The 20,721-nt window shown below is 73.2% G+C and carries 21 protein-coding genes; 7 read left to right on the top strand and 14 right to left on the bottom strand.

Annotated elements, in window-relative coordinates; genetic code table 11:
* Positions 1–28: 28 nt before the first annotated feature.
* The 13 genes from AC07AB_RS26185 to AC07AB_RS26125 all read right to left on the bottom strand — a co-directional run bounded on the left by AC07AB_RS26185 (position 29) and on the right by AC07AB_RS26125 (position 12,721).
* Complete coding sequence (locus tag AC07AB_RS26185; protein ID WP_478571290.1) at positions 29–763, bottom strand: HalD/BesD family halogenase; 735 nt, start codon at positions 761–763, stop codon at positions 29–31.
* A 148-nt stretch (positions 764–911) separates the two neighbouring features.
* Positions 912–1,703 carry a sirohydrochlorin chelatase gene (locus tag AC07AB_RS26180; protein ID WP_478571287.1) on the bottom strand — a complete coding sequence of 264 codons (792 nt, stop codon included), beginning with the start codon at positions 1,701–1,703 and terminating at the stop codon, positions 912–914.
* Positions 1,703–2,611 (bottom strand): ABC transporter permease, encoded by a 909-nt coding sequence (locus tag AC07AB_RS26175; RefSeq protein ID WP_478571284.1) that lies wholly within the window; start codon positions 2,609–2,611, stop codon positions 1,703–1,705. The genes AC07AB_RS26180 and AC07AB_RS26175 overlap by 1 nt, the downstream gene beginning before the upstream one ends.
* Complete coding sequence (locus AC07AB_RS26170; RefSeq protein ID WP_478571281.1) at positions 2,598–3,401, bottom strand: ABC transporter ATP-binding protein; 804 nt, start codon at positions 3,399–3,401, stop codon at positions 2,598–2,600. Before AC07AB_RS26170 ends, AC07AB_RS26175 begins: the two co-directional genes overlap by 14 nt.
* A gap of 53 nt (positions 3,402–3,454) precedes the next feature.
* Positions 3,455–4,561 (bottom strand): aliphatic sulfonate ABC transporter substrate-binding protein, encoded by a 1,107-nt coding sequence (locus tag AC07AB_RS26165; protein WP_478571278.1) that lies wholly within the window; start codon positions 4,559–4,561, stop codon positions 3,455–3,457.
* A gap of 207 nt (positions 4,562–4,768) precedes the next feature.
* The gene (locus AC07AB_RS26160; protein WP_478571275.1) at positions 4,769–6,097 is read right to left on the bottom strand and encodes a sulfate adenylyltransferase subunit 1; all 1,329 of its coding nucleotides are present in this window, start codon (positions 6,095–6,097) and stop codon (positions 4,769–4,771) included.
* A 2-nt stretch (positions 6,098–6,099) separates the two neighbouring features.
* Positions 6,100–7,035 carry a sulfate adenylyltransferase subunit CysD gene (gene cysD, locus AC07AB_RS26155; RefSeq protein WP_478571272.1) on the bottom strand — a complete coding sequence of 312 codons (936 nt, stop codon included), beginning with the start codon at positions 7,033–7,035 and terminating at the stop codon, positions 6,100–6,102.
* On the bottom strand, positions 7,032–7,577 hold the full coding sequence (gene cysC / locus AC07AB_RS26150; protein ID WP_478571270.1) for an adenylyl-sulfate kinase: 546 nt from the start codon (positions 7,575–7,577) through the stop codon (positions 7,032–7,034). Before cysC ends, cysD begins: the two co-directional genes overlap by 4 nt.
* A gap of 25 nt (positions 7,578–7,602) precedes the next feature.
* Positions 7,603–8,295, bottom strand: a complete 693-nt coding sequence (locus tag AC07AB_RS26145; protein ID WP_478571268.1) for a phosphoadenylyl-sulfate reductase — start codon at positions 8,293–8,295, stop codon at positions 7,603–7,605.
* A complete protein-coding gene (locus tag AC07AB_RS26140; RefSeq protein ID WP_478571265.1) occupies positions 8,292–8,483 on the bottom strand; it encodes a hypothetical protein in 192 nt (63 codons plus the stop codon). The genes AC07AB_RS26145 and AC07AB_RS26140 overlap by 4 nt, the downstream gene beginning before the upstream one ends.
* Complete coding sequence (locus tag AC07AB_RS26135) at positions 8,480–10,180, bottom strand: nitrite/sulfite reductase (RefSeq protein ID WP_478571263.1); 1,701 nt, start codon at positions 10,178–10,180, stop codon at positions 8,480–8,482. Before AC07AB_RS26135 ends, AC07AB_RS26140 begins: the two co-directional genes overlap by 4 nt.
* Positions 10,181–10,763: 583 nt before the next feature.
* Complete coding sequence (locus tag AC07AB_RS26130; RefSeq protein ID WP_478571260.1) at positions 10,764–11,396, bottom strand: GNAT family N-acetyltransferase; 633 nt, start codon at positions 11,394–11,396, stop codon at positions 10,764–10,766.
* Positions 11,397–11,449: 53 nt separating this feature from the next.
* Positions 11,450–12,721, bottom strand: coding sequence for a GAF domain-containing protein (locus AC07AB_RS26125; RefSeq protein WP_478571257.1), 1,272 nt, complete (start codon positions 12,719–12,721; stop codon positions 11,450–11,452).
* 215 nt (positions 12,722–12,936) lie between these two features.
* On the opposite strand from AC07AB_RS26125, the gene AC07AB_RS26120 reads away from it, so the two are divergent.
* The 7 genes from AC07AB_RS26120 to AC07AB_RS26090 all read left to right on the top strand — a co-directional run bounded on the left by AC07AB_RS26120 (position 12,937) and on the right by AC07AB_RS26090 (position 19,951).
* Complete coding sequence (locus tag AC07AB_RS26120) at positions 12,937–14,100, top strand: YihY/virulence factor BrkB family protein (RefSeq protein WP_478571255.1); 1,164 nt, start codon at positions 12,937–12,939, stop codon at positions 14,098–14,100.
* A 63-nt stretch (positions 14,101–14,163) separates the two neighbouring features.
* Complete coding sequence (locus AC07AB_RS26115; RefSeq protein ID WP_478571253.1) at positions 14,164–14,874, top strand: YoaK family protein; 711 nt, start codon at positions 14,164–14,166, stop codon at positions 14,872–14,874.
* A 469-nt stretch (positions 14,875–15,343) separates the two neighbouring features.
* Complete coding sequence (locus AC07AB_RS26110) at positions 15,344–15,787, top strand: ABC transporter permease (RefSeq protein ID WP_478571250.1); 444 nt, start codon at positions 15,344–15,346, stop codon at positions 15,785–15,787.
* Between the two features lie 280 nt (positions 15,788–16,067).
* A complete protein-coding gene (gene rsgA, locus AC07AB_RS26105) occupies positions 16,068–17,168 on the top strand; it encodes a ribosome small subunit-dependent GTPase A (RefSeq protein WP_478571248.1) in 1,101 nt (366 codons plus the stop codon).
* An 83-nt stretch (positions 17,169–17,251) separates the two neighbouring features.
* Positions 17,252–18,808, top strand: a complete 1,557-nt coding sequence (locus AC07AB_RS26100; RefSeq protein ID WP_478571611.1) for an AlkA N-terminal domain-containing protein — start codon at positions 17,252–17,254, stop codon at positions 18,806–18,808.
* Positions 18,805–19,299: a methylated-DNA--[protein]-cysteine S-methyltransferase gene (locus AC07AB_RS26095; protein ID WP_478571245.1), complete on the top strand. Its 495-nt coding sequence runs from the start codon at positions 18,805–18,807 to the stop codon at positions 19,297–19,299. The genes AC07AB_RS26100 and AC07AB_RS26095 overlap by 4 nt, the downstream gene beginning before the upstream one ends.
* A 154-nt stretch (positions 19,300–19,453) precedes the next feature.
* Positions 19,454–19,951, top strand: a complete 498-nt coding sequence (locus tag AC07AB_RS26090; protein WP_478571242.1) for a DoxX family protein — start codon at positions 19,454–19,456, stop codon at positions 19,949–19,951.
* On the opposite strand, the gene AC07AB_RS26085 is transcribed toward AC07AB_RS26090, so the two are convergent.
* On the bottom strand, positions 19,948–20,709 hold the full coding sequence (locus tag AC07AB_RS26085) for a rhomboid-like protein (RefSeq protein ID WP_478571239.1): 762 nt from the start codon (positions 20,707–20,709) through the stop codon (positions 19,948–19,950). The genes AC07AB_RS26090 and AC07AB_RS26085 overlap by 4 nt on opposite strands.
* Positions 20,710–20,721: the final 12 nt, after the last annotated feature.

Raw genomic sequence — 20,721 nt, 5'->3', positions numbered from 1 at the left:
GGCGCCCGGCGGCCGCCCCGGCCGGCCGTCAGTCCCCGAGCAGGGCCGAGCGCCTCGCCCGCCCCTGCCCCGGGACGCGCGGTACGGGCGACCGCGCTCCGTAGGAGAGGGCCAGCACCGTCCGGCGCACCCCGGCGCGGCGCAGCGGGGTGACGCGGTGCACGGACGCGTCGCCGCGCAGCAGATACGCGTCGCCGGGCCGGTGGTGCGCGCGCAGGGCCACGGCGCTCCCGAGCCCCGCCGGGTCGAGCTCACCCGGCGCGTACTCCAGCAGACCGCCGTCCCGCGGCGAGGTCGGCGCGTCCGCGCAGAGCACGAAGGACAGCGGCTGGCCGTCGAGGTGCGCGCCGTGCGTATCGCCCTGCCGGTGCAGCACGTTGAGCACATACCGCTCCAGCAGGTCCGGCGCCTCGACCACCTCGACCCCCGAGATCCGCCGGATCAGCGCGGTCAGCGACGCGTCCGCGTACAGCCGGGGCACCCAGGGCGCGAGCGCGCCGACCACCTGCCCGCCCACCGTCGCCATACGGCGCGGTGACGCGTCCGCGCGCGTCACCGTGAAGTCCCGCCGCCGCGCTATCCGTTCCAGCCGCCGGGTCTCGGCCCGCAGCGCGCCGAGCCGGGCGCCGCGCACCACGTCCGGCAGCTTCACATATCCGTCCCGCTCGAACCGTTCCCGTAACTCATCGCCCGGAGCGCCCGCTTCGGCGAGCTGAGCCAGGCGACCCGGTTCGAGCACCGTCTCCACATTTCTGATCGGCACGATCGCACCTCCTCGGTCCGTACTGACCGTGGCCAACGTGCATCGCAGTGTATGCATGGCCGCGGGCGTCACGTACGGCTCTTGGGAGGAAAAGACAGGATCTGTACGTCCCCTTGGCACCCGCTCACCGGCCGGCCGCGCCGCCCGGTCACGCGCTGAGCGCCGCGAACCCGCCGTTTCGCGCCATCGGCGCCGACCGCGCCCGCTCGTACCGCAGCGCCATCAGCCGCGCCAACTCCTCGCACGGCCCCAGCACATCGGCGAGCACGTCCGCACCCGCCTCCCGCGCTCCCCGCGCGATACGGTCCGGCAGCCGGCCGGGCGCGATGACGTACGGGGCCACGGCGACGCGCCGGACCCCTTCGGCGCGCAGCTCCCGCACCACGTCCGCGGTCCCCGGCAGCCGGGCGGAGGCGTACGCGGGCCGCACCGCGCACCAGCCGGCGCGCCGCCACCGGCGCGCGATGCCGTCGATCACCGCGACCGCCTCCGGGTCGCTGGAGCCCGCCGAGGCCAGCACGACCCCGGTCGAGCCACGGTCCTCGGGGCCCACCCCGGCCTCGTACAGCCGCCGTTCCAGCGCGCTCACCAGCAGCGGCGAGGGCCCCAGCACCTCGGCCCGACGGACCGTCAGCCCCGGCAGCCGGGCCGCCGCCGCGTGCAGGACGGCCGGGATGTCGGACTTCGCGTGGAACGCCCGGGTCAGCAGCAGCGGCAGGGCGACCACCTCCCGTACCCCGTCCGCCGCGAGCCGCGACAGCGCCTGCGGCACGCTCGGCGCGCAGAAGTCCAGGTAGCCGGCCTCGATGCGGAGGCCCGGACACCGCGAGCGGACGCGCGCGACGAGCGCGGCGACGGTCGCCGCGTGCCGCGGGTCGCGGCTGCCGTGGGCGACGACGAGCAGGGCGGGGGCCGGGGCCGCCAGGTGCCGCACGCCCATCAGCGGGCGCCCGCCAGCAGGCCGCGGTTGCGCAGCACACGGCGTTCCAGCGGACTGAAGACGATCAGGTCGATGGCGATGCCGACGAAGAGGATGAGGAGGATGCCCAGCAGCACGCCCGGCATGTCGGAGTCGGTACGGGCGTTCTCCAGGTACTGCCCCAGCCCCAGCCCGAGATCGGGGGAGGAGGCGATGAGCTCGGCGGCCATCAGGGACCGCCAGGAGAACGCCCAGCCCTGCTTGAGCCCCGAGATGTACCCGGGCAGCGCGGCCGGCAGCAGCACGTGCCACGCCCCGCGCAGCCCGGTGGCGCCGATGGTGCGGCCCGCGCGCAGATACAGCGGCGGCACCTGGTCGATGCCGGACACCAGGCCGTTGGCTATGGAGGGCACCGCGCCGAGCAGGATGACCGCGTACATCGCGGAGTCGGTGATGCCGAGCCAGATCACGGCGGCCGGCACCCAGGCCACCGACGGCAGCGACTGGAGGCCGGAGAGGATCGGGCCGAGTGCGGAGCGTACGACCTTCACACGGGCGACGAGCAGCCCCAGCGGCGTGCCGATGGCGAGCGCGGCGAGGAAGCCGAGCAGGCCACGCGAGACGCTCGTCCAGACGATGTCGCCGAGCGTGCCCTGGAGCCACAGGACGCGCAGGCTGTGCCAGACGGCCGAGGGGTCGGGCAGCTTGTAGTCGTCGGTGACCTCCGCCACCACGAGCAGCTTCCACACCGCCAGTACGAGCAGCACGGCGACCACCGGCGGCAGCACCTTGTGGATCAGGGTGTGGGAGATCGGCACCCGCTTGACCTGCACGGTGTCGAGCGCGTCCAGACCGGCCTCGACGCTCGCCAGGTCGTGCCGGCCGCCCGGCCCGCCGGTCTCCTCCGCGGTGGTCTCAGTGCTGGCCATGGCGGCGGATCTCCCCACGCAGTTCTTCGGTGATCTCGACGGACAGATCCGCGACGGCGGCGTCCTCGATGCGGCGCGGCTGCGGGATGTCCACCGCCCATTCGCGCGCGACCCGGCCGGGCCGCGAGGACAGCAGCACCACGCGCTCGGCGAGCCGCACGGCCTCGCGGACGTTGTGGGTGACGAAGAGGACCGACAGCTCCGTCCCCTCCCACACCCGGGTCAGCTCGCCGTGCAGCACGTCCCGGGTGATCGCGTCCAGCGCCGCGAACGGCTCGTCCATCAGCAGCACCTTGGAGTCCTGCGCGAGCGCGCGGGCCAGCGCCACCCGCTGCCGCATGCCGCCGGACAGCTCGTGCACCCGCTTGCCGTACGCGCCGCCGAGCCGTACGAGCTCCAGCAGCCGCTCCGCCTCCGCCCGCCGCCCGGCCCGCGGTACGCCCCGCATCCGCAGCGTCAGCTCGATGTTCCGGCCCGCGGTCAGCCACGGGAACAGCGCGTGCTCCTGGAACATCAGCGCGGGCCGGCCGCCGGTCACCTCGATGGCGCCGGCCGTCGGCTCGTCCAGCCCCGCCACCAGGTTCAGCAGCGTCGACTTGCCGCAGCCGGAGGCGCCGAGGATGCAGACGAACTCGCCCGGCCGGATGTCGAGGGTGATGTCGTCCAGGACGGGCTGCGCCGTGCCGGGGCGGCCGAAGACCTTGTGGACGTGGTCGATCCGTACGGCGGCCGGTGCGGCCGCGCCGCCGTTGTCCTTCAGGGGCTTCTCGGTGGTCAGTGCCGGTGCCATCGCCGGTCACCTCCTGTCAGCTGGGTGTGCGGTGCGGATGGGGGGGCGGGGCGCTATTTCCTGCCGAGCCCCGCGGCGTCCACCGTCGGCCTGCCCGCGGCCCCCAGCACCTTGTTGAGGAGGGTCAGGTCGTAGATGCCGTGCAGATCGGGCTCGGTCAGCAGCCCCGCCTTGACGGCGTGCCGCGCCTCGGCGTCCAGGGTCGAGGCCAGCGGGTCGTCGGTGACGGCGATGCTCCGCCAGGCAGGGTCGAGGATGGCGGGCGGCAGCGCCTTGCCCGCCAGGGTCCCGAGGGCGGCGTTGGCGGAGGCCCGCGCCTTGGCGGGGTTCGCCTTGATCCAGGTGTTGGTCTTCACCGAGCCGCGCAGCACGGCCTCGACGGCGTCCGGGTGCCGGGCCAGGAACTTCTGCGACACGATCACATTGGTGATCACGAACTTGCGGTCCGGCCACAGCGTGGACTCGTCCAGCAGCACCTTGCCGCCGTCGGCCACCAGCCGCGACGCGGTCGGCTCGGGCACCCACGCGCCGTCCACGGAACCGGACTTGAAGGCGTCCGGGGTCACCTTGTTGTCCGTACGGACCACCGAGACGTCGCCCTTACCGCTCTGCGGGTCGACCTTCCAGCCCCGCTGGGCGATCCAGTTGAGGAACGCCACGTCCTGGGTGTTGCCCTTCTGCGGCGTGGCGATCTTCTTGCCCTTGACGTCGTCCAGGGACTTGATCTTCTTGGGGTTCACCACCAGCTTCACGCCGCCGGACGCGGAACCGGAGATGATCCGCAGGCCGGTGCCGTGCGTCTTGACGTAGCCGTTGATGGCCGGGGACGGGCCGACCCAGCCGATGTCGATCGAGCCCGCGTTGAGCGCCTCGATCTCGGACGGGCCCGCGTTGAACGTGGTCGACTTGACCTTGGTGCCGCCCAGCTCCTTCTGGATGATCCCCTCGTGGTCGCCGACGAGCGCCGTCGCGTGTGTGAGGTTCGGGAAGTAGCCGATCTTCACGGAGTCGAGGCCGTCGATCTTCTTGCCCGCCGCGGCGACCTTGCCGGAGTCGTCCTGCCGCTGGGAGCCGTATCCGCAGGCCCCCAGGGCGCCGATCAGCAGCGGAAGGGCGGCGGCCGCCAGCAGGCGGCGGCGGGGCGGGTGTACGGCAGACATGGGAGGGGTTCCTCTCACAGGGCCGGGAACAGCGCGCCCTAAGGCGCGCCCGGCGGTTCAGCGGGGCTTCGGGACCGGATGGCACACAGGGGGGAGACCGCTGTCAGCACGCACATCGCCCGACCCCGCCCTGGCCGCTGCCGAGGGAGCCGCTGCCGACGCGGCCGCCCTCCTTGTCGAAGGTCGAGAAGAAGTCCCGGGCCGCCATCAGAAGTCCCAGCCCGCGTCGGCCTCGTCGCCGTCGTCGGCGAACGCGGCGCCCGCCATCCCGGCGGTCAGCGTCGTGCCGTCGGTGGGGTCGATGAGGAGGAAGGAGCCGGTGCGCCGGGAGTCGGCGTACGCGTCCAGCGCCAGCGGCTCGGCGGTGCGCAGCACGACGCGGCCGATGTCGTTGGCGGCCAGCCGGCCGGGGGCCGGGTGCTGGGAGAGGTCGTCGAGCGTCAGCCGCGAGGGGATGTCCTTGACGATCGCCTTGACCGTGCGGGTGGTGTGCTTGAGCAGCACCCGGTCGCCGGTTTTCAGGGGCCGGTCCGCGACATGGCAGACCGTCGCCTCGATGTCCCGCGTCGTCGCGGGCGCGCCCGCGCTCGGCGCGATGAGGTCGCCGCGGGAGATGTCGAGGTCGTCGGCGAGGCGCAGCGTCACGGACTGCGGGGCCCAGGCCACGTTCACGCCCCGGCCCAGCGCGTCGATGCCGGTGATGGTGCTCGTACGGCCCGACGGCAGGACCGTCACGGCGTCGCCGACGCGGAGCACGCCGGACGCTATCTGCCCGGCGTAGCCGCGGTAGTCGGGGTGCTCGGGGGTCTGCGGGCGGATCACGACCTGGACAGGGAAGCGCGCGGGGTCGCGGGACGGGTCGGCGACCACAGCCACCGTCTCCAGGTGCTCCAGGACGGTCGGCCCGCCGTACCAGTCCATGTTCGCGGACGGGGTGACCACATTGTCGCCGGCCAGCGCGGAGATCGGGATCGCGGTGATCTCCGGGACGCCGAGTGAGGCGGCGTACGCGGTGAACTCCTCGGCGATCGTCGCGAACACGGGCTCCGCGTAGTCCGCGAGGTCCATCTTGTTGACCGCGAGGACCACGTGCGGCACCCGCAGCAGGGCGGCCACGGCGGCGTGCCGGCGGGTCTGCTCGACCACCCCGTTGCGGGCGTCGACCAGCACCACGGCCAGCTCGGCGGTGGACGCGCCGGTGACCATGTTGCGGGTGTACTGCACATGCCCCGGGGTGTCGGCGAGGATGAACCGCCGCCGGGGCGTGGCGAAGTAGCGGTACGCGACGTCGATGGTGATGCCCTGCTCGCGCTCGGCGCGCAGCCCGTCCGTGAGCAGCGCGAGGTCCGGCGCCTGCTGGCCGCGGTTGCGGGAGGCGTGCTCGACGGCCTCCAGCTGATCGCTCAGCACCGACTTGGAGTCGTGCAGCAGCCGGCCCACCAGGGTGGACTTGCCGTCGTCGACCGACCCGGCCGTCGCGAAGCGCAGCAGCGAGGTGGCGCCCGTACCGAGGGAGGTGTCGAAGGTCGTGGTCATGGTTAGAAATACCCCTCGCGCTTGCGGTCCTCCATGGCGGCCTCGGACATCTTGTCGTCGGCGCGCGTCGCGCCCCGCTCGGTGAGCCGGGAGGCGGCGATCTCCGTGATGACCGCCTCGATGGTGGCGGCGTCCGAGTCGACGGCGCCGGTGCAGGACATGTCGCCCACCGTGCGGTAGCGGACCGTGCGCCGCTCGATCCGCTCGCCGTCCTTGGGGCCGCCCCACTCGCCGGGGGCCAGCCACATGCCGGAGCGCGCGAAGACCTCGCGCTCGTGCGCGTAGTAGATCGCGGGCAGCTCGATCTTCTCGCGGCCGATGTACTGCCACACGTCCAGCTCGGTCCAGTTGGACAGCGGGAAGACGCGGACGTGCTCGCCGGGGGAGTGCCGGCCGTTGTAGAGCTGCCACAGCTCCGGGCGCTGGCGCCGCGGGTCCCAGCCGCCGAACTCGTCGCGCAGCGAGAACACCCGCTCCTTGGCGCGGGCCTTCTCCTCGTCGCGGCGGCCGCCGCCGAAGACGGCGTCGAAGCGGCCCGTCTCGATGGCGTCGAGCAGCGGCACCGTCTGGAGGGGGTTGCGGGTGCCGTCGGGGCGCTCGCGCAGCCGCCCGTCGTCGATGAACTCCTGGACGGAGGCGACGTGCAGGCGCAGCCCGTGCTCCGCGACGGTGCGGTCGCGGTAGTCGAGGACCTCGGGGAAGTTGTGCCCGGTGTCCACGTGCAGCAGGGCGAACGGCACCGGCGCGGGCGCGAACGCCTTCAGCGCCAGGTGCAGCATCAGGATCGAGTCCTTGCCGCCGGAGAAGAGGATCACCGGCCGCTCGAACTCCCCGGCCACCTCCCGGAAGATGTGCACCGCCTCGGACTCCAGCGCGTCCAAGTGCGACAGAGCGTAAGGGTTCTCGGTGTCCTCCCCCACAGCTGCCACCGTCGTCATGCCAGTCCCCTCTCACTGAGCAGCGCGAACAGCGCCGCCGCGGATTCGTGGACACCCTGTTCGTGCGCCGCGATCCGCAGGTCCGGATCGACCGGGGCCTCATAGGGATCGTCTACCCCGGTCAGCCCCGTCAGCTCACCCGCCGCCTGTTTGGCGTAGAGCCCCTTGACGTCCCGTACGGAACACACCTCGACGGGCGTGGCGACGTGCACCTCCAGATACGGGGTGCCGGCCTTCTGGTGCCGCTCGCGCACCGCCTCCCGGGAGTCCGCGTACGGCGCGATGACCGGGACCAGCACCTTCACCCCGTTCGCGGCGAGCAGCCCGGCGACGAAGCCGATCCGCCGCACATTGGTGTCCCGGTCCGCGCGGGAGAAGCCGAGCCCGGCGGAGAGGAACTCCCGGATCTCGTCGCCGTCGAGCACCTCCACCCGGTGCCCGTCCGCGCGCAGCCGCTCCGCCAGTGCGTACGCGATCGTGGTCTTGCCGGCGCTCGGCAGACCGGTCAGCCAGATCGTGGCCCCCTGGTCCGGCAGGCTCATCGCAGTCTCCTGAGGTCTCGTCATATCAGCCGTGCAGCCCGCACTCGGTCTTGCCGCTGCCCGCCCAGCGCCCGGCGCGCGCGTCCTCGCCCGCCCGTACCCGGCGGGTGCAGGGCGCGCAGCCCACCGAGGCGTAGCCGTCCGTCAGCAGGGGGTTGGTGAGCACGCCGTGCTCGGCTACGTACGCGTCGACATCATCCTGTGTCCAGCGGGCTATGGGCGAGACCTTGACCTTCCGCCGCTTGGCGTCCCAGCCGACGACGGGGGTGCCGGCCCGGGTCGGGGACTCGTCACGGCGCAGCCCGGTCGCCCACGCGTCGTACCCGGCGAGCCCCTCCTCCAGCGGCTGGACCTTGCGCAGCGCGCAGCACAGGTCCGGGTCGCGGTCGTGCAGCCGCGGGCCGTACCGGGCGTCCTGCTCGGCCACCGACTGACGAGGCGTCAGTGTGACGACCTCGACGTCCATGACGGCGGCGACCGCGTCCCGGGTGCCGATGGTCTCCGGGAAGTGGTAGCCGGTGTCCAGGAAGACGACGCGTACGCCCGGCAGGACGCGCGAGGCGAGGTGGGCGACGACCGCGTCCTCCATGGAGGAGGTGACGCAGAAGCGGGCGCCGAAGGTGTCGGCGGCCCAGCCGAGTATGTCGAGCGCGGAGGCGTCCTCCAGCTTCCGGCCCGCCTGCTCGGCGAGGTGCGGCAGGTCCGTGGTAGCGGTCACGAGCCTTCTCCTTCGGACGCTTCGGCGGGGGCGCCGGCGGTCAGGCCCCGCGTCAGCAGCCCCCGGTACCTGAGCTGGAAGGCGCGGTTGCAGCTGTGGCACTCCCAGCCGCCGTGCCCCTCCTCGGAGGGGCGCAGGTCCTCGTCACCGCAGTACGGGCAGTGGAACGGTGCGGCGCGCTCGCTCATGAGAGATCGGCCTCCGAGGCGCGCGCCGCCCAGACCGCGAACCGCTCGCCCTCCGCGCGCTGCGCCTCGAAGCGGGTCAGCAGGCGCTCGACGTAGTCGGGGAGCTCGTCCGAGGTGACCTTGAGGCCGCGGACCTTGCGGCCGAAGCCGGCCTCCAGGCCCAGCGCGCCGCCGAGGTGCACCTGGTAACCCTCGACCTGGTTGCCGTGCTCGTCCAGCACCAGCTGTCCCTTGAGACCGATGTCCGCGGTCTGGATACGGGCGCAGGCGTTGGGGCAGCCGTTGAGGTTGATGGAGACGGGCTCCTCGAACTCCGGCATCCGGCGCTCCAGTTCGTCGATGAGCCGGGCGCCGCGCGCCTTCGTCTCGACGATGGCCAGCTTGCAGAACTCGATGCCCGTGCAGGCCAGCGTGGCGCGCCGGAACGGCGAGGGCGCGACCTGGAAGTCCAGCGCCTCCAGGCCCGCGACGAGCGAGTCGACCCGGTCCTCGGCCACGTCCAGGACGATCATCTTCTGCTCGACGGTGGTGCGCAGCCGGTCCGAGCCGTGTGCCTCCGCGAGTTCGGAGATCTTCGTCAGGGTGGCCCCGTCGACCCGGCCGACGCGCGGCGCGAACCCGACGTAGAAGCGGCCGTCCCGCTGCCGGTGCACGCCCACGTGGTCGCGCCAGCGGGAGACGGGCTCCTCGGGGGCGGGCCCGTCGAGGAGCGCGCGGCCGAGGTACTCGTCCTCCAGCACCTGCCGGAACCGGGCCGGTCCCCAGTCGGCCATCAGGTACTTCAGCCGGGCGCGGTTGCGCAGCCGCCGGTAGCCGTAGTCGCGGAAAATCCCGACGACCCCGGCCCAGACGTCCGCCACCTCCTCCAGCGGCACCCAGGCGCCCAGCCGTTCGGCGAGCCGCGGGTTGGTGGACAGGCCGCCGCCCACCCACAGGTCGAACCCGGGCCCGTGCACCGGGTGCACGACCCCGACGAAGGCGATGTCGTTGATCTCGTGCACCACGTCCTGCACGGGCGAGCCGGAGACCGCGGTCTTGAACTTGCGCGGCAGGTTGGAGAACTCCGGGCTGCCGATGTAGCGGTCGTGGATCTCCTCCACCGCCGGCGTGCCGTCGATGATCTCGTCCTCGGCGACCCCGGCCACCGGCGAACCGATGATCACGCGGGGGCAGTCGCCGCACGCCTCGGTCGTGGACAGCCCGACGGCCTCCAGCTTCTCCCAGATCGCGGGCACGTCCTCGATCCGGATCCAGTGCAGCTGGATGTTCTGCCGGTCGGTGATGTCGGCGGTGCCGCGGGCGTACTCCTGCGAGACCTCGCCGATGGCGCGCAGCTGCCGGACGGTCAGCCGGCCGCCGTCGACGCGCACCCGCAGCATGAAGTACTTGTCGTCCAGCTCCTCCGGGGACAAGATCGCCGTCTTGCCGCCGTCGATGCCGGGCTTGCGCTGGGTGTACAGGCCCCACCAGCGCATCCGCCCGCGCAGATCGCTGGGGTCGATCGAGTCGAAACCGGCCTTCGAGTAGATCGTCTCAATACGTGTCCGCACATTGAGACCGTCGTCGTCCTTCTTGAACTGCTCGTTGGCGTTGAGCGGCGTGTGATGTCCTACGCCCCACTGGCCTTCGCCGCGGTGGCGACCGGTCTTGCGGCGGGACGGGGCGGTGACGGGGCGTTCCGGCGTGGTGGCAGCCATGGCGGTGTCCTTCGGGCGGCTCTGAGATAGCGGATCGTGCCCGCGGGCACCCCGGACGCCCCCGGGCAGGCAGGCGTACCCGGCAGGGCACAGGGAGCCACGTCGGCGATGGGCGTATCAGGGGTGCGGCTCGTCCGCGGCGACGGGGACGACCGGGACGGCGGGAGAGGTCGGCGGTGCTGGGACTCTCAGCCCGCCGGACAGATGGCGCTGGACATGCGGCCGAAGTCGACGTGGAGTCGACTCACCAAGGCAATTCCGGCGCGAGACATGACGGAAGCGTGGCACGGGGGTCTGCGGGCAGTCCACCGTTGTCCGTAGTGCGGACGGATGTGTCCCGTATTCTGGGACAGCGTGTCGTGAGGCGCCCGCCGGGGCGCCGCCTTGGGGCCTGAAGGGAGGCCGCCGCCACGCCGTCCCAGGGGCCTGAACGAGGGGCGTCGATACGCACCGGGGGCTTCGGATGAGGCGTCGATACGCGTCGAGGGCTTCGAAGGAGCTGTCATGACGCGCCGGGGGCTTCGAACAGGGCGCCGCTACGCGCCGGGTCCGCGCCCCCGAGGGCGTCCGGGGCGCGGCGCCGCTACGCGCCGGGCCACGGACCCGGCGTCGGGGTCGCGGGTTCTTCCTCCGTCGTCGTCCTGAACACCCGGAAGCCGCGCCGCTCATAGTTGCTCAGCGCGTGCGGCCCGTCCTTGCTGCACGTGTGCACCCACACCCGCTTCGTCGCCGCCCGCCCCGGCCGGCGGTCGGCCAGGTCCCAGGCCCGCGCCGTCCCGAACGACAGCAGCCGCCCGCCGATACGGCGTCCGCGGAAGGCCGGGAGCAGCCCGAAATAGCTGATCTCGACCACTGATTCGCCCTGGTCGCCCTGTTCCCCCTGTCCACCCTGGTCGCCCTGGCCGGTCCGCGCGCCCGAGGCCCCGCCGTCCAGCTCGATGAACCCGGCCGGCGTCCCCCGGTCGTACGCCACCCAGGTCTCCACGCCCGGCCGGTCCAGGAACTCCCGCCACCGCTCGTACGACCACCCGAGCCGGTCGGTCCATGTCACGTCCTGGCCCACGGCCGTATAGAGGAAGCGGCTGAACTCCGGCGAGGGCACCTCGGCCCGTACGATCCGGACACCCTCCGCCCTGTCCGCGCCGTCCGCGGGGGTCAGGTCGGCCGGCGAGGTCTGTTCCAGGTACCAGGTGGTCACCGTGATGCGATCGCTCATGCGCGTCACCCAACCACGCGCCCACGACGTCCGCGGGCGCGGGCCCCGCCGAGTCAAGGCACGGCGTCCCGGCCGCGCCGCGCGCCCAGCACGAGAGGGGCCGTCGAGCCGGGCAGCAGCTCCGCCGCGTCCGGCGGGCAGCGCAACTGCACGTCGACGCCCTCCGCGAAGCGGTACGGGCGGTGCGTCAGCACCCCCGCCAGCGTGCGCCGCATCCGGGACATCTCGGCCCGTACCGTCACCGTGCGCGTCGCGTCGCCGAACAGGTCCACCGCCAGCTCCGCGGCCGTGCGCCCCGCCCGGTACCGGGCCAGCGCGTAGAGCAGCTCCGCGTGGCGCGGGGTCAGGTCCTGGGCCCAGTGGCCGGCCTCGCCCGAGACGGTGATGGTCCAGGGCCGGGGCCGCCGCAGGTCCACCACGACCCGGTTGGCCGCCCGGGCCCGTTCGTCGGCCTGCGCCTCGGAGTCGTCGAGCCGCACCAGCCAGCCGTCCGGGAGCGGCTGCACCGAGCACATCCCGAGCGACGGCAGCCAGAGGCGGCCCGCCTGTACGGACTTGGGCAGCGCCACCCGGCCCGCCGAGGCCATCCCGACGACCGCCGCGGTCCAGCCGTCGCGGTCGACGACCAGCGCGCGGCCGCCCAGCCGGCACAGCAGGGGCGCGGCCATCGACCGCAGCCGGTCCACGGTCTCCCAGTGCCGGGCGCGCAGTTCCCCCTCGGCGACCTTGGCCACCGCGGTCACCAGCGCCAGCGTCGCCGGATAGAACGTCTCGGCCGGGCCGCTGACGTCCACCACGCCCAGCAGCCGGCCGTCCCGCGGATCGTGCAGCGGCGACGCCGCGCACGTCCACGAGTGGTGGCTGCGCACGAAGTGCTCGGCGGAGTGGACCTGCACCGGCCGCCGCTCCACCAGGGCGGTGCCGATCGCGTTGGTGCCGACCGCCTCCTCCGACCAGGCGGCGCCGAGGCCGAATTCGATCCGGTCGGCGCTGCGGCGCACCGCCCGGTCGCCGTACCGCCACAGCACTCTGCCCTCGGGGTCGGTGACGACCAGCAGATGGCGCTCGGCGTCGGCGGCGGACATCAGCCCGGTCTTGAGCTGCGGCAGCAACTGGCTCAGCGCGGACGCGTGCCGGCGGTGCTCGATCTCCTCCGCCGACAGCGGCCGGGACGGCCGCCCGGTGTCCGGGTCGAGGCCGCTGCGGCGCACCCGGTGCCAGGAGTCGCCGATCACGGGGCGTAGCGACGCCGGTGGCTTCCCGTCGCCCAGGACGGCATCCCGGACGGCCGGCAGGCAACTTTGGGGGATTGGTCTGCGGTTCACGCTGCCATGGTGCCGCTGTGGCGGGCCGTGCACGCCGCCATCGGGGAGATCCGATATCCAATGGTTGCAACGCACTGCAACTGTTGCGGACCGCCGGCGCGGTGGCCGAAGGTGGCGGTGAGCGGTCGGAGGGTGGTGCCGAGTCGGCGCGGCACCACCCTCCACTGTCTCCCTGCCGTGCAGGTCATCCCCAGGATGGCGGATACGGTGAGGAGGTGCAGCCAGCGAATCAACCACCGGATCGGCCGGTCGGGCTCCTCCGCAGGGCTCGGGCCCTCTACCGCAACGTGTCCAAACGCAAGTTGGCGTGGCTGCTCCTCAAGGACACCGTCAACTCCTGCATGGAGTACCGGGTCACCGGGCTCGCCGCCGAGGCGGCCTTCTTCACCCTGCTCTCCCTGCCGCCCCTGCTGCTCGGCATCCTCGGCCTGCTCGGCTACCTCGATGTGTGGACCGATTCCCACATCATCGCCAGCGTGCAGGAGAACATCCTCAAGGCGTCCGCCACCGTCCTGTCCGAGCGGGGCGTCAACGAGATCGCCCGGCCGCTGCTCGACGACATCGTCAAGGGCGGCGGCCCGGACGTCGCCTCCATCGGCTTCGCCATCGCCCTGTGGTCCGGCTCCCGGGCGGTCAACGTCTTCGTCGACACGATCACCATCATGTACGGGCTGGAGGGCAGGCGCGGCATCGTCAAGACGCGGTTGCTCGCCTTCCTGCTCTATATCGTCGCGCTGCTGATAGGCGCGGTGGTGCTGCCCCTGATGGTGGTGGGCCCCGAGACCGTGGTCTCGCTCGTGCCCTGGAGCGCGGACCTCGTGCGCATCCTGTACTGGCCGGTGGTCATCCTGCTGTCCATCGTCTTCCTGACCACGCTTTACCACGTGTCCGTACCGGTCCGCTCGCCGTGGCAGGAGGACATTCCGGGCGCCCTCGTGGCCCTGGCGATCTGGGTCCTGGGCAGCTTCCTGCTGCGGATCTACCTCACGCACACCGTCGAGGGCCCCACCATCTACGGCTCGCTCGCCGCCCCCGTCGCCGTGCTGCTGTGGATCGGTGTCTCCGCCTTCGCGGTGCTCGTCGGCGCCGCCGTCAACGCCGCCATAGACCGCGTCTGGCCGTCCGTCGCCACGACCGCCGCGCGCGCCGAGGTCGAACGGACCCGGGACGCCGCCGTGCTGGCCGCCGCCGCGGCACACGCGGTGGAGCGGGCCGCGCGGGGGCTGGTCGACGACACCGAGGACGACGGGGACGAGGAGGACGGCCCGGCCGACGAGGACGTGGAACCCCCGTCCGAATTCCCGGAGCGCTGGGCCTCGTTCCTGCCCCCGGAGGACATAAAATCCCGGCTCCACCACTCCAAGCAGGACAAGAAGTGACCTCCGCGCCGTAACACGCCGTACCGGGGTTATCCGGAATGCGGACAGGTTTACGTTGATCAAATGAGTTCTGCAACCACATCAGCGAGTTCTGTAGGGGTAACAGCAGACGACCAGAGTCACGGCCGATTGCGCGCCGACGGCGCGCTGCTGTCCCTCAGTGCGGCGTCCGGAGCGGTGGACGCGTTCGCCTTCATCTGTCTCGGCAAGGTCTTCGCCGGGGTGATGACGGGAAACCTCATCCTGATCGGCGTGTCCCTCGGCTCCGGGGGCGACAGAGTGGCCTTCCGTGCCGGGACGACCCTGATCGGATACGTGGCCGGAGCGGCCTTCGGAGCGTGGCTGGTCGCGCGCTCGCGAGGTCGATGGCGGACCGTCCTGATCGTGGAGACCGCCCTGCTCGTGGCCGTCGCGGTGGTGTGGGCAGCGGGCCTCGGACAGAGCGGCTGGCCGCATTTCGCGCTGCTGCTGGCCGTGTCCCTGGCCATGGGGGTGCAGGGGAGCATCTGCGTCTCCCCGACCAACTACATCACCGGCACGCTCACCGCCCTCGCGGGCCGCGCGGGGAACCGGTCGCTGCGCCCGGCCGACCGGTGGGTGGGCGGGCGGCTGCTCGCCATCGTGGCGGGCGCGGCCATAACGGCGTTCGTCGAGTGGCTGTGGTCTCCCGGTACGGGCCTGGTGGCCGTGGTGCTGGTGGTGCTCGCGCTGGTCGCCGAGGCGGCGGCGCGGCGCGGAACTCCGGCGGCGCGGCGCGGAACTCCGGCCGGGTAACCCCCTCCCGCCCCTCCCTCCCCTGCTCTCCCCAGCGCGCCCCCGTCGGCCTTTCGGCCGATGGGGGCGGGGGCACGTCGGCTGTACGGCCGATCCGCCGTCCCCGCGCCGCGGCGCACGATCGAGCGGCGGACGTCCCCCGGAGCACAACTGCCGGGCGCGGCCGCTCTCTTTCCGTACAGAACCGTGCGGAGCCGTACAGAGCCGTGCAGGAGCGATACGCCATGCGTCAGAGGACCGATGCCCGCTCACCCCGTGTGAAGGCGACGCGGGCACCCCGTGTGAAGGCGGCGCGAGAACGGGCGAACCGCCCCCGCACCCCGTCCTCCTCTCCGCCGCCGCCCTCCCGCGCACCACCGACGCCCGGCACCGCCCGCGCGTCGAGTCCGTACTCGTCGACGCCGCCCACGGCCGCACCGCCGCGCTCCGCGACGCCATCCAGCGCACCCTGGACAACCCCGCGCTCCTGGTGCGGGACCGCGCCGCCGCCAGGCAGGCGGCGGCCGACCGGAGCGCCCCGGTCCTGAACATCATGTACGGCCTGCTCAGCGTCACCGTCCTGATCGGCGCCCTGGGCGTGGTCAACACCATGGGCATGGCCGTCTCCGAACGCGTCCGGGAGATCGGCCTCCTGCGCGCCCTGGGCCTGGACCGCCGCCACCTCGCCTCGGTCCTGCGCCTCGAATCGGTCGCCATCGCCCTCCTGGGGGCCGCCATGGGGCTGCTCGCCGGAGTCGTCGTCGGGGCGGCTGCGGTCCTCAGCCAGGAGGGCGTCCCCCTCGCGATGCCCTGGGACCGGATCGCGCTGTGCTTCCTCGCCACCGCTGCCATCGGCGTGCTCGCGGCCCTGTGGCCGGGCCGCCGGGCGGCGCGTATCCCGCTGCTGGAGGCGATCGGCTCCGATACGGAGTGAGAAGGGAGCCGCGTATGGACACCGGCCGGAAAAACCCGTGGCGCCCGTGCGAGCGGGCGGGCTAGCATCTGCCGTGTTCAGGACGGCGGCCGACGGCCGCCGTCGGAGGCTGTGCGAGGGAAGCGGAGGTGAGATTCGTGACGGCTGTCATCGCGCTGGGCGCTGCCCAGGTTCACGAGTTCATCAATCCCACCCCCACGGTCTCCGGCTGACTCGACTTCCTTCTCTGCGCGCGCCGTTCGGCGCGCGGCCGGGGCCGACCTTGTGAAGGGTCATCCCGTTGTCAGACACCATTTCCGCGCACCCGCTCACGGCCTACGGCTGGGACGAGGGGTTCGCCGAAAGCTTCGCTCCCTACGCCGCCGAGGGGCTCGTGCCCGGGCGGATCGTGCGCGTCGACCGCGGCCGCTGCGATCTCGTCGTGGCCGACGGCGACACCACGGCCACCGTGCAGGGTGACACCTCCCTCGTCACCACCGGCGACCCGGTGCGCATCATGTGCACCGGCGACTGGGCCGCCGTCGACCTGGAACAGGGATACGTACGGGCGCTGCTGCCGCGCCGCACCGCGTTCGTACGGTCCACCTCCAGCAAGCGGTCCGAGGGCCAGATCCTGGCCGCCAACGTCGACCACGCGGTCATCGCCGTGCCGCTGACCGCCGAACTCGACCTCGGGCGCATCGAGCGGTTCCTCGCGCTCGCCTGGGAGAGCGGGGCCACGCCGCTGGTCGTGCTCACCAAAGCCGACCTCGTCACCGACCCCGTCGTACTCGGCCACCTCGTCGCCGACACCGAGGGCGCCGCGCCCGGAGTGCTCGTCCTCGCGGTGAGCTCGGAGACGGGGCAGGGCGTCGACGTGCTCGCCGCGGTGCTCACCGGGGGTACGGCCGTACTCCTCGGACCGTCCGGCGCGGGCAAGTCCACGCTCGCCAACGCACTGTTCGGGTCGGAGGCGCAGCACGTACAGACCATTCGCGATCGCGATGGAAAGGGGCGTCACACCACCACGACGCGCAATCTGCTGCCGCTGCCGCAGGGCGGAGTGCTCATCGACACCCCCGGGCTGCGCGGCGTCGGCCTGTGGGACGCCCAGAGCGGGGTCGCGCAGGTCTTCGCCGAGGTCGAAGCGCTCGCCGAGGAGTGCCGTTTCCACGACTGCGGCCATGTCGCGGAGCCGGGCTGCGCGGTGCTGGCCGCGGTCGAATCCGGTGAGCTGCCGGAGCGGCGGCTGACGAGCTACCGCAAGCTGCTGCGCGAGAACGAGCGGCTCGCCGCCCGTACGGATGTCCGGCTGCGGGCCGAACGGCGCCGCGGCTGGCAGCAGCAGCAGGCGCTCGGACGGCACATGTCGGAGCGGAAGCGGGGGCCGCTGAAGAAGTAGCCAGCCGGCCCCGCCCGCCCCCGAGCGTCACGTCCGATTTCCGCCGGTCGTCGGGGTGCGGGTACCGCAGACTGGTAGGCGTGATGAACGAAGAGACCAGGTATGAGGCGGTGCGCGGGCGGGACGCGCGCTTCGACGGAGAGTTCTTCTTCGCCGTCTCGACCACCGGCATCTACTGCCGGCCGAGCTGCCCGGCGGTCACGCCGAAACGCGCCAACGTGCGGTTCTACGCGTCGGCCGCCGCGGCCCAGGGGGCCGGTTTCCGTGCCTGCCGCAGATGCAGGCCGGACGCCGCCCCCGGGTCGGCCGAGTGGAACGTCCGCGCCGACCTGGTCGGCCGCGCCATGCGCCTGATCGGCGACGGCGTCGTCGACCGGGAGGGCGTCGTCGGCCTCGCCGCGCGGCTGGGCTACAGCTCCCGGCAGGTGCACCGGCAGCTCACCGAGGAGCTGGGCGCGGGGCCCGTCGCCCTCGCGCGGGCCCAGCGTGCCCACACCGCGCGTGTGCTGCTGCAAACCACCACGCTGCCCGTCACCGAGCTGGCCTTCGCCGCGGGCTTCGCCAGCGTCCGCCAGTTCAACGACACGATCCGCGCGATCTACGCCAGCACACCGACCGGACTGCGGACCTCCGCCCGCCCGGCTTCCGGCGCTCACGTCAGGAACACGGCGCAGGACGAACGCGACCACCCCGCCCCGGCCGGCATCCCCCTGCGGCTCGCCTACCGCGGCCCGTACGCCGCCCACGAGATCTTCGGCTTCCTGGAGCGCCGGGCCATCGCCGGCATCGAGGAAACCCTCGGCCCGCCCGGCGCCCGGACCTACCGGCGCACCCTCCGCCTCCCGTACGGCACCGCCGTCGCGGAGGTGGACGAGCACGGCGGCGCGGGGCGCCGGAACGCCCGCAGCGCGACCGCGTCCGGCGCGGTGGCGGCCGACGGCGGCTGGCTGGAGTGCCGGCTGCGCCTCACCGACCTCCGGGACCTCGCCACCGCCGTGGCCCGGCTGCGGCGGCTGTTCGATCTGGACGCCGACCCCTACGCCGTCGCCGAACGGCTCGGCGCCGACCCCTGGCTGGGCCCGCTGGTCGCCGCCCGGCCCGGACTGCGCTCGCCCGGCTCGGCCGACAGCGACGAACTGGCGGTACGGGCCGTACTCGGCCAGCAGGTCACCGTGGCGGCGGGCCGCCGACTCGCGGGCGTACTCGTGGCGGCGTACGGAAAACCCCTCTCCGCCCCCGACGGCGCCCTCACCCACGTCTTCCCCGAGCCCGGCATCCTCGCCGACGCGACCCTCGCCGAGCTGGGGATGCCCGACGCCCGGCGGCGCGCCCTGCGCACCGTCTCCGGCGCGCTCGCCGACGGCCGGGTCGCCCTCGACCCCGGCGTCGACCGCGACGCCACCGAACAGGCGCTGCTCGCCCTGACCGGCATCGGCCCGTGGACCGCCCGCTACATGCGGATGCGGGCGCTCGGCGACCCCGACGTGTTCCTGCCGGGCGACGCGGGCGTCCGGCACGGGCTGGCGGCGGTCGGCGCGACGGCGGAGGCGGCCGAGGGCTGGCGGCCCTGGCGCTCGTACGCGCTGCACCACCTCTGGAACGCCGCGACGACGACGACGAAAACGGAAAAGAGCGGATGACAGTGCTGTACACCGAGATTGACAGCCCCCTCGGGCTGCTGCTGCTCACCGGCGAGCCCTCGCCCACCGCGCCCGGCGGCACCGCCCTGGCCTCCCTGTCCGTACCCGGCCAGAAGGGCGCCGTACGGCCGGGCCCCGACGACCGGCGCGAACCCGCCGCCTTCGCGGAGGCCGAGCGCCGCCTGATGGCGTACTTCGCGGGCGAGCTGCGGGACTTCGGGCTCGAATACGCCACGCACGGCACCGAGTTCCGCGAAAGGGTCTGGTCCGCGCTGGACGCCGTGCCCTACGGGCGGACGACCAGCTACGGCGAGATCGCCGCCCGCATCGGGGCCTCCCGGATGGCGGTGCGCGCCGTCGGCGGCGCGATCGGCGCCAACCCGCTGCTCGTGCTGCGCCCCTGCCACCGGGTGATCGGCGCGGACGGCTCGATGACCGGGTACGCGGGCGGCCTGGAGCGCAAGCGGCTGCTGCTGGCCCTGGAGTCATAGCGCCCGGCGCCCTTGGTGTACCGCCCGCGGAGTACGGCACGAGCCGCCCGCCGTACGACGCGGGGACGCCGGACCTCGGCAATGGTGGAAGGCGACTGATCCGCTCCGAGCGGCCTCGGGACGACCGCTCGCCAACCGATCCGAGGAGCCCGCCATGCCTGCCACCACCGCGGCCCGTACCTCCGCGCCGCCCACCGTGCCCCCTCCCGCCGCCGGCCCGTACGAGCCGCTCACCGAGCGGCTCGATGCCGCCCGGCCGTACGCGCTCGCCCTCTTCCGCACCGTCATCGGCCTGCTCTTCCTCTGCCACGGCGCCGCCGGCCTCTTCGGCGTGCTCGGCGGCGCGGGACCGCAGGGCGGCACGGTCGCCGCCGGCGAGTGGCCGAGCTGGTACGCGGCCGTCATCCAACTCGTCGGCGGCGGCCTGGTGATGGCCGGCTTCGGCACCCGCACGGCTGCCCTGATCTGCTCCGGCTCGATGGCCTACGCGTACTTCGACGCGCACCAGGCCACCGCCCTGTGGCCGCTCCAGAACGGCGGCGAACTCTCCGCCGCCTTCGCCTTCGCCTTCCTGCTCCTGGTCTTCACCGGCCCCGGAGCCCTGTCCCTCGACCGCCTGACGGGGCGCATCGCGGGCCAGGTCCGCGGCTAACCGGCCACGCCGACGGACGCACCGCCGTGGTTCTCCGCCCTCCTGCCCCACACCGGCGCCGCGACCGGATAGAGCAGAAAGCCGAGGACGACGGCGGTGTTGTGCCCGAAAGCGGTGTAGTCCTCGAAGAACGCGCCGGACGCGCACACCGCCGCCAGCAGCCCCGCCATGGCCAGCAGGCGTACGGGCGGACTCGGCACCCGGTAGGTGAGCAGCCCGGCCACGCACAGGCTGCCGTAGCTGACGCCGACGTCGATCGCGCCGCCGAAACCGCGGTCCGGGAAGTGCGCGCTCTCCACGTGGAGCAGGGTGGTCAGCACCCCGGCGGTGATCAGCGTGGCCAGCACATGGCCGACGAAGAACACCACGACGGTCCGGAACGTGCCGAGCCGGCGCTCCGCGGGCGCGAGGACGCACAGCGCCAGCAGGGCGACCATCGGCAGATCCGGTATCTCGATCCACAGGGCGGAGTCGATCAGGACGGCGGCGGGGTGCTCGGCGAGCTGGGTGAGGTTGGTGCTGTGGCTGCGCAGCACCTCGGCCCGGCCGCCCGGGTCCAGATGGACGAGGACCACCGAGTGGACGACGAGGAAGGCCCAGAGGGCGGTGGTGGCCGGGGCCGTCACCACCCACGCCTTGAGCCGCGCTCCGGCGCGCCGGAGCCGGGGCGCGCCGGTCCCCCCACGCTCGGGGGCCGGGGGAGGGCCGGCCGCCGCGGCTTCCTGCTCGGCCCGCCCGGGGCCTGTATGAGAGTCCATCAGCCGATCATC

It is taken from the genome of Streptomyces sp. NPDC044033 (assembly GCF_056434425.1).
This window is presented reverse-complemented; position numbering and strand designations above follow the sequence as displayed.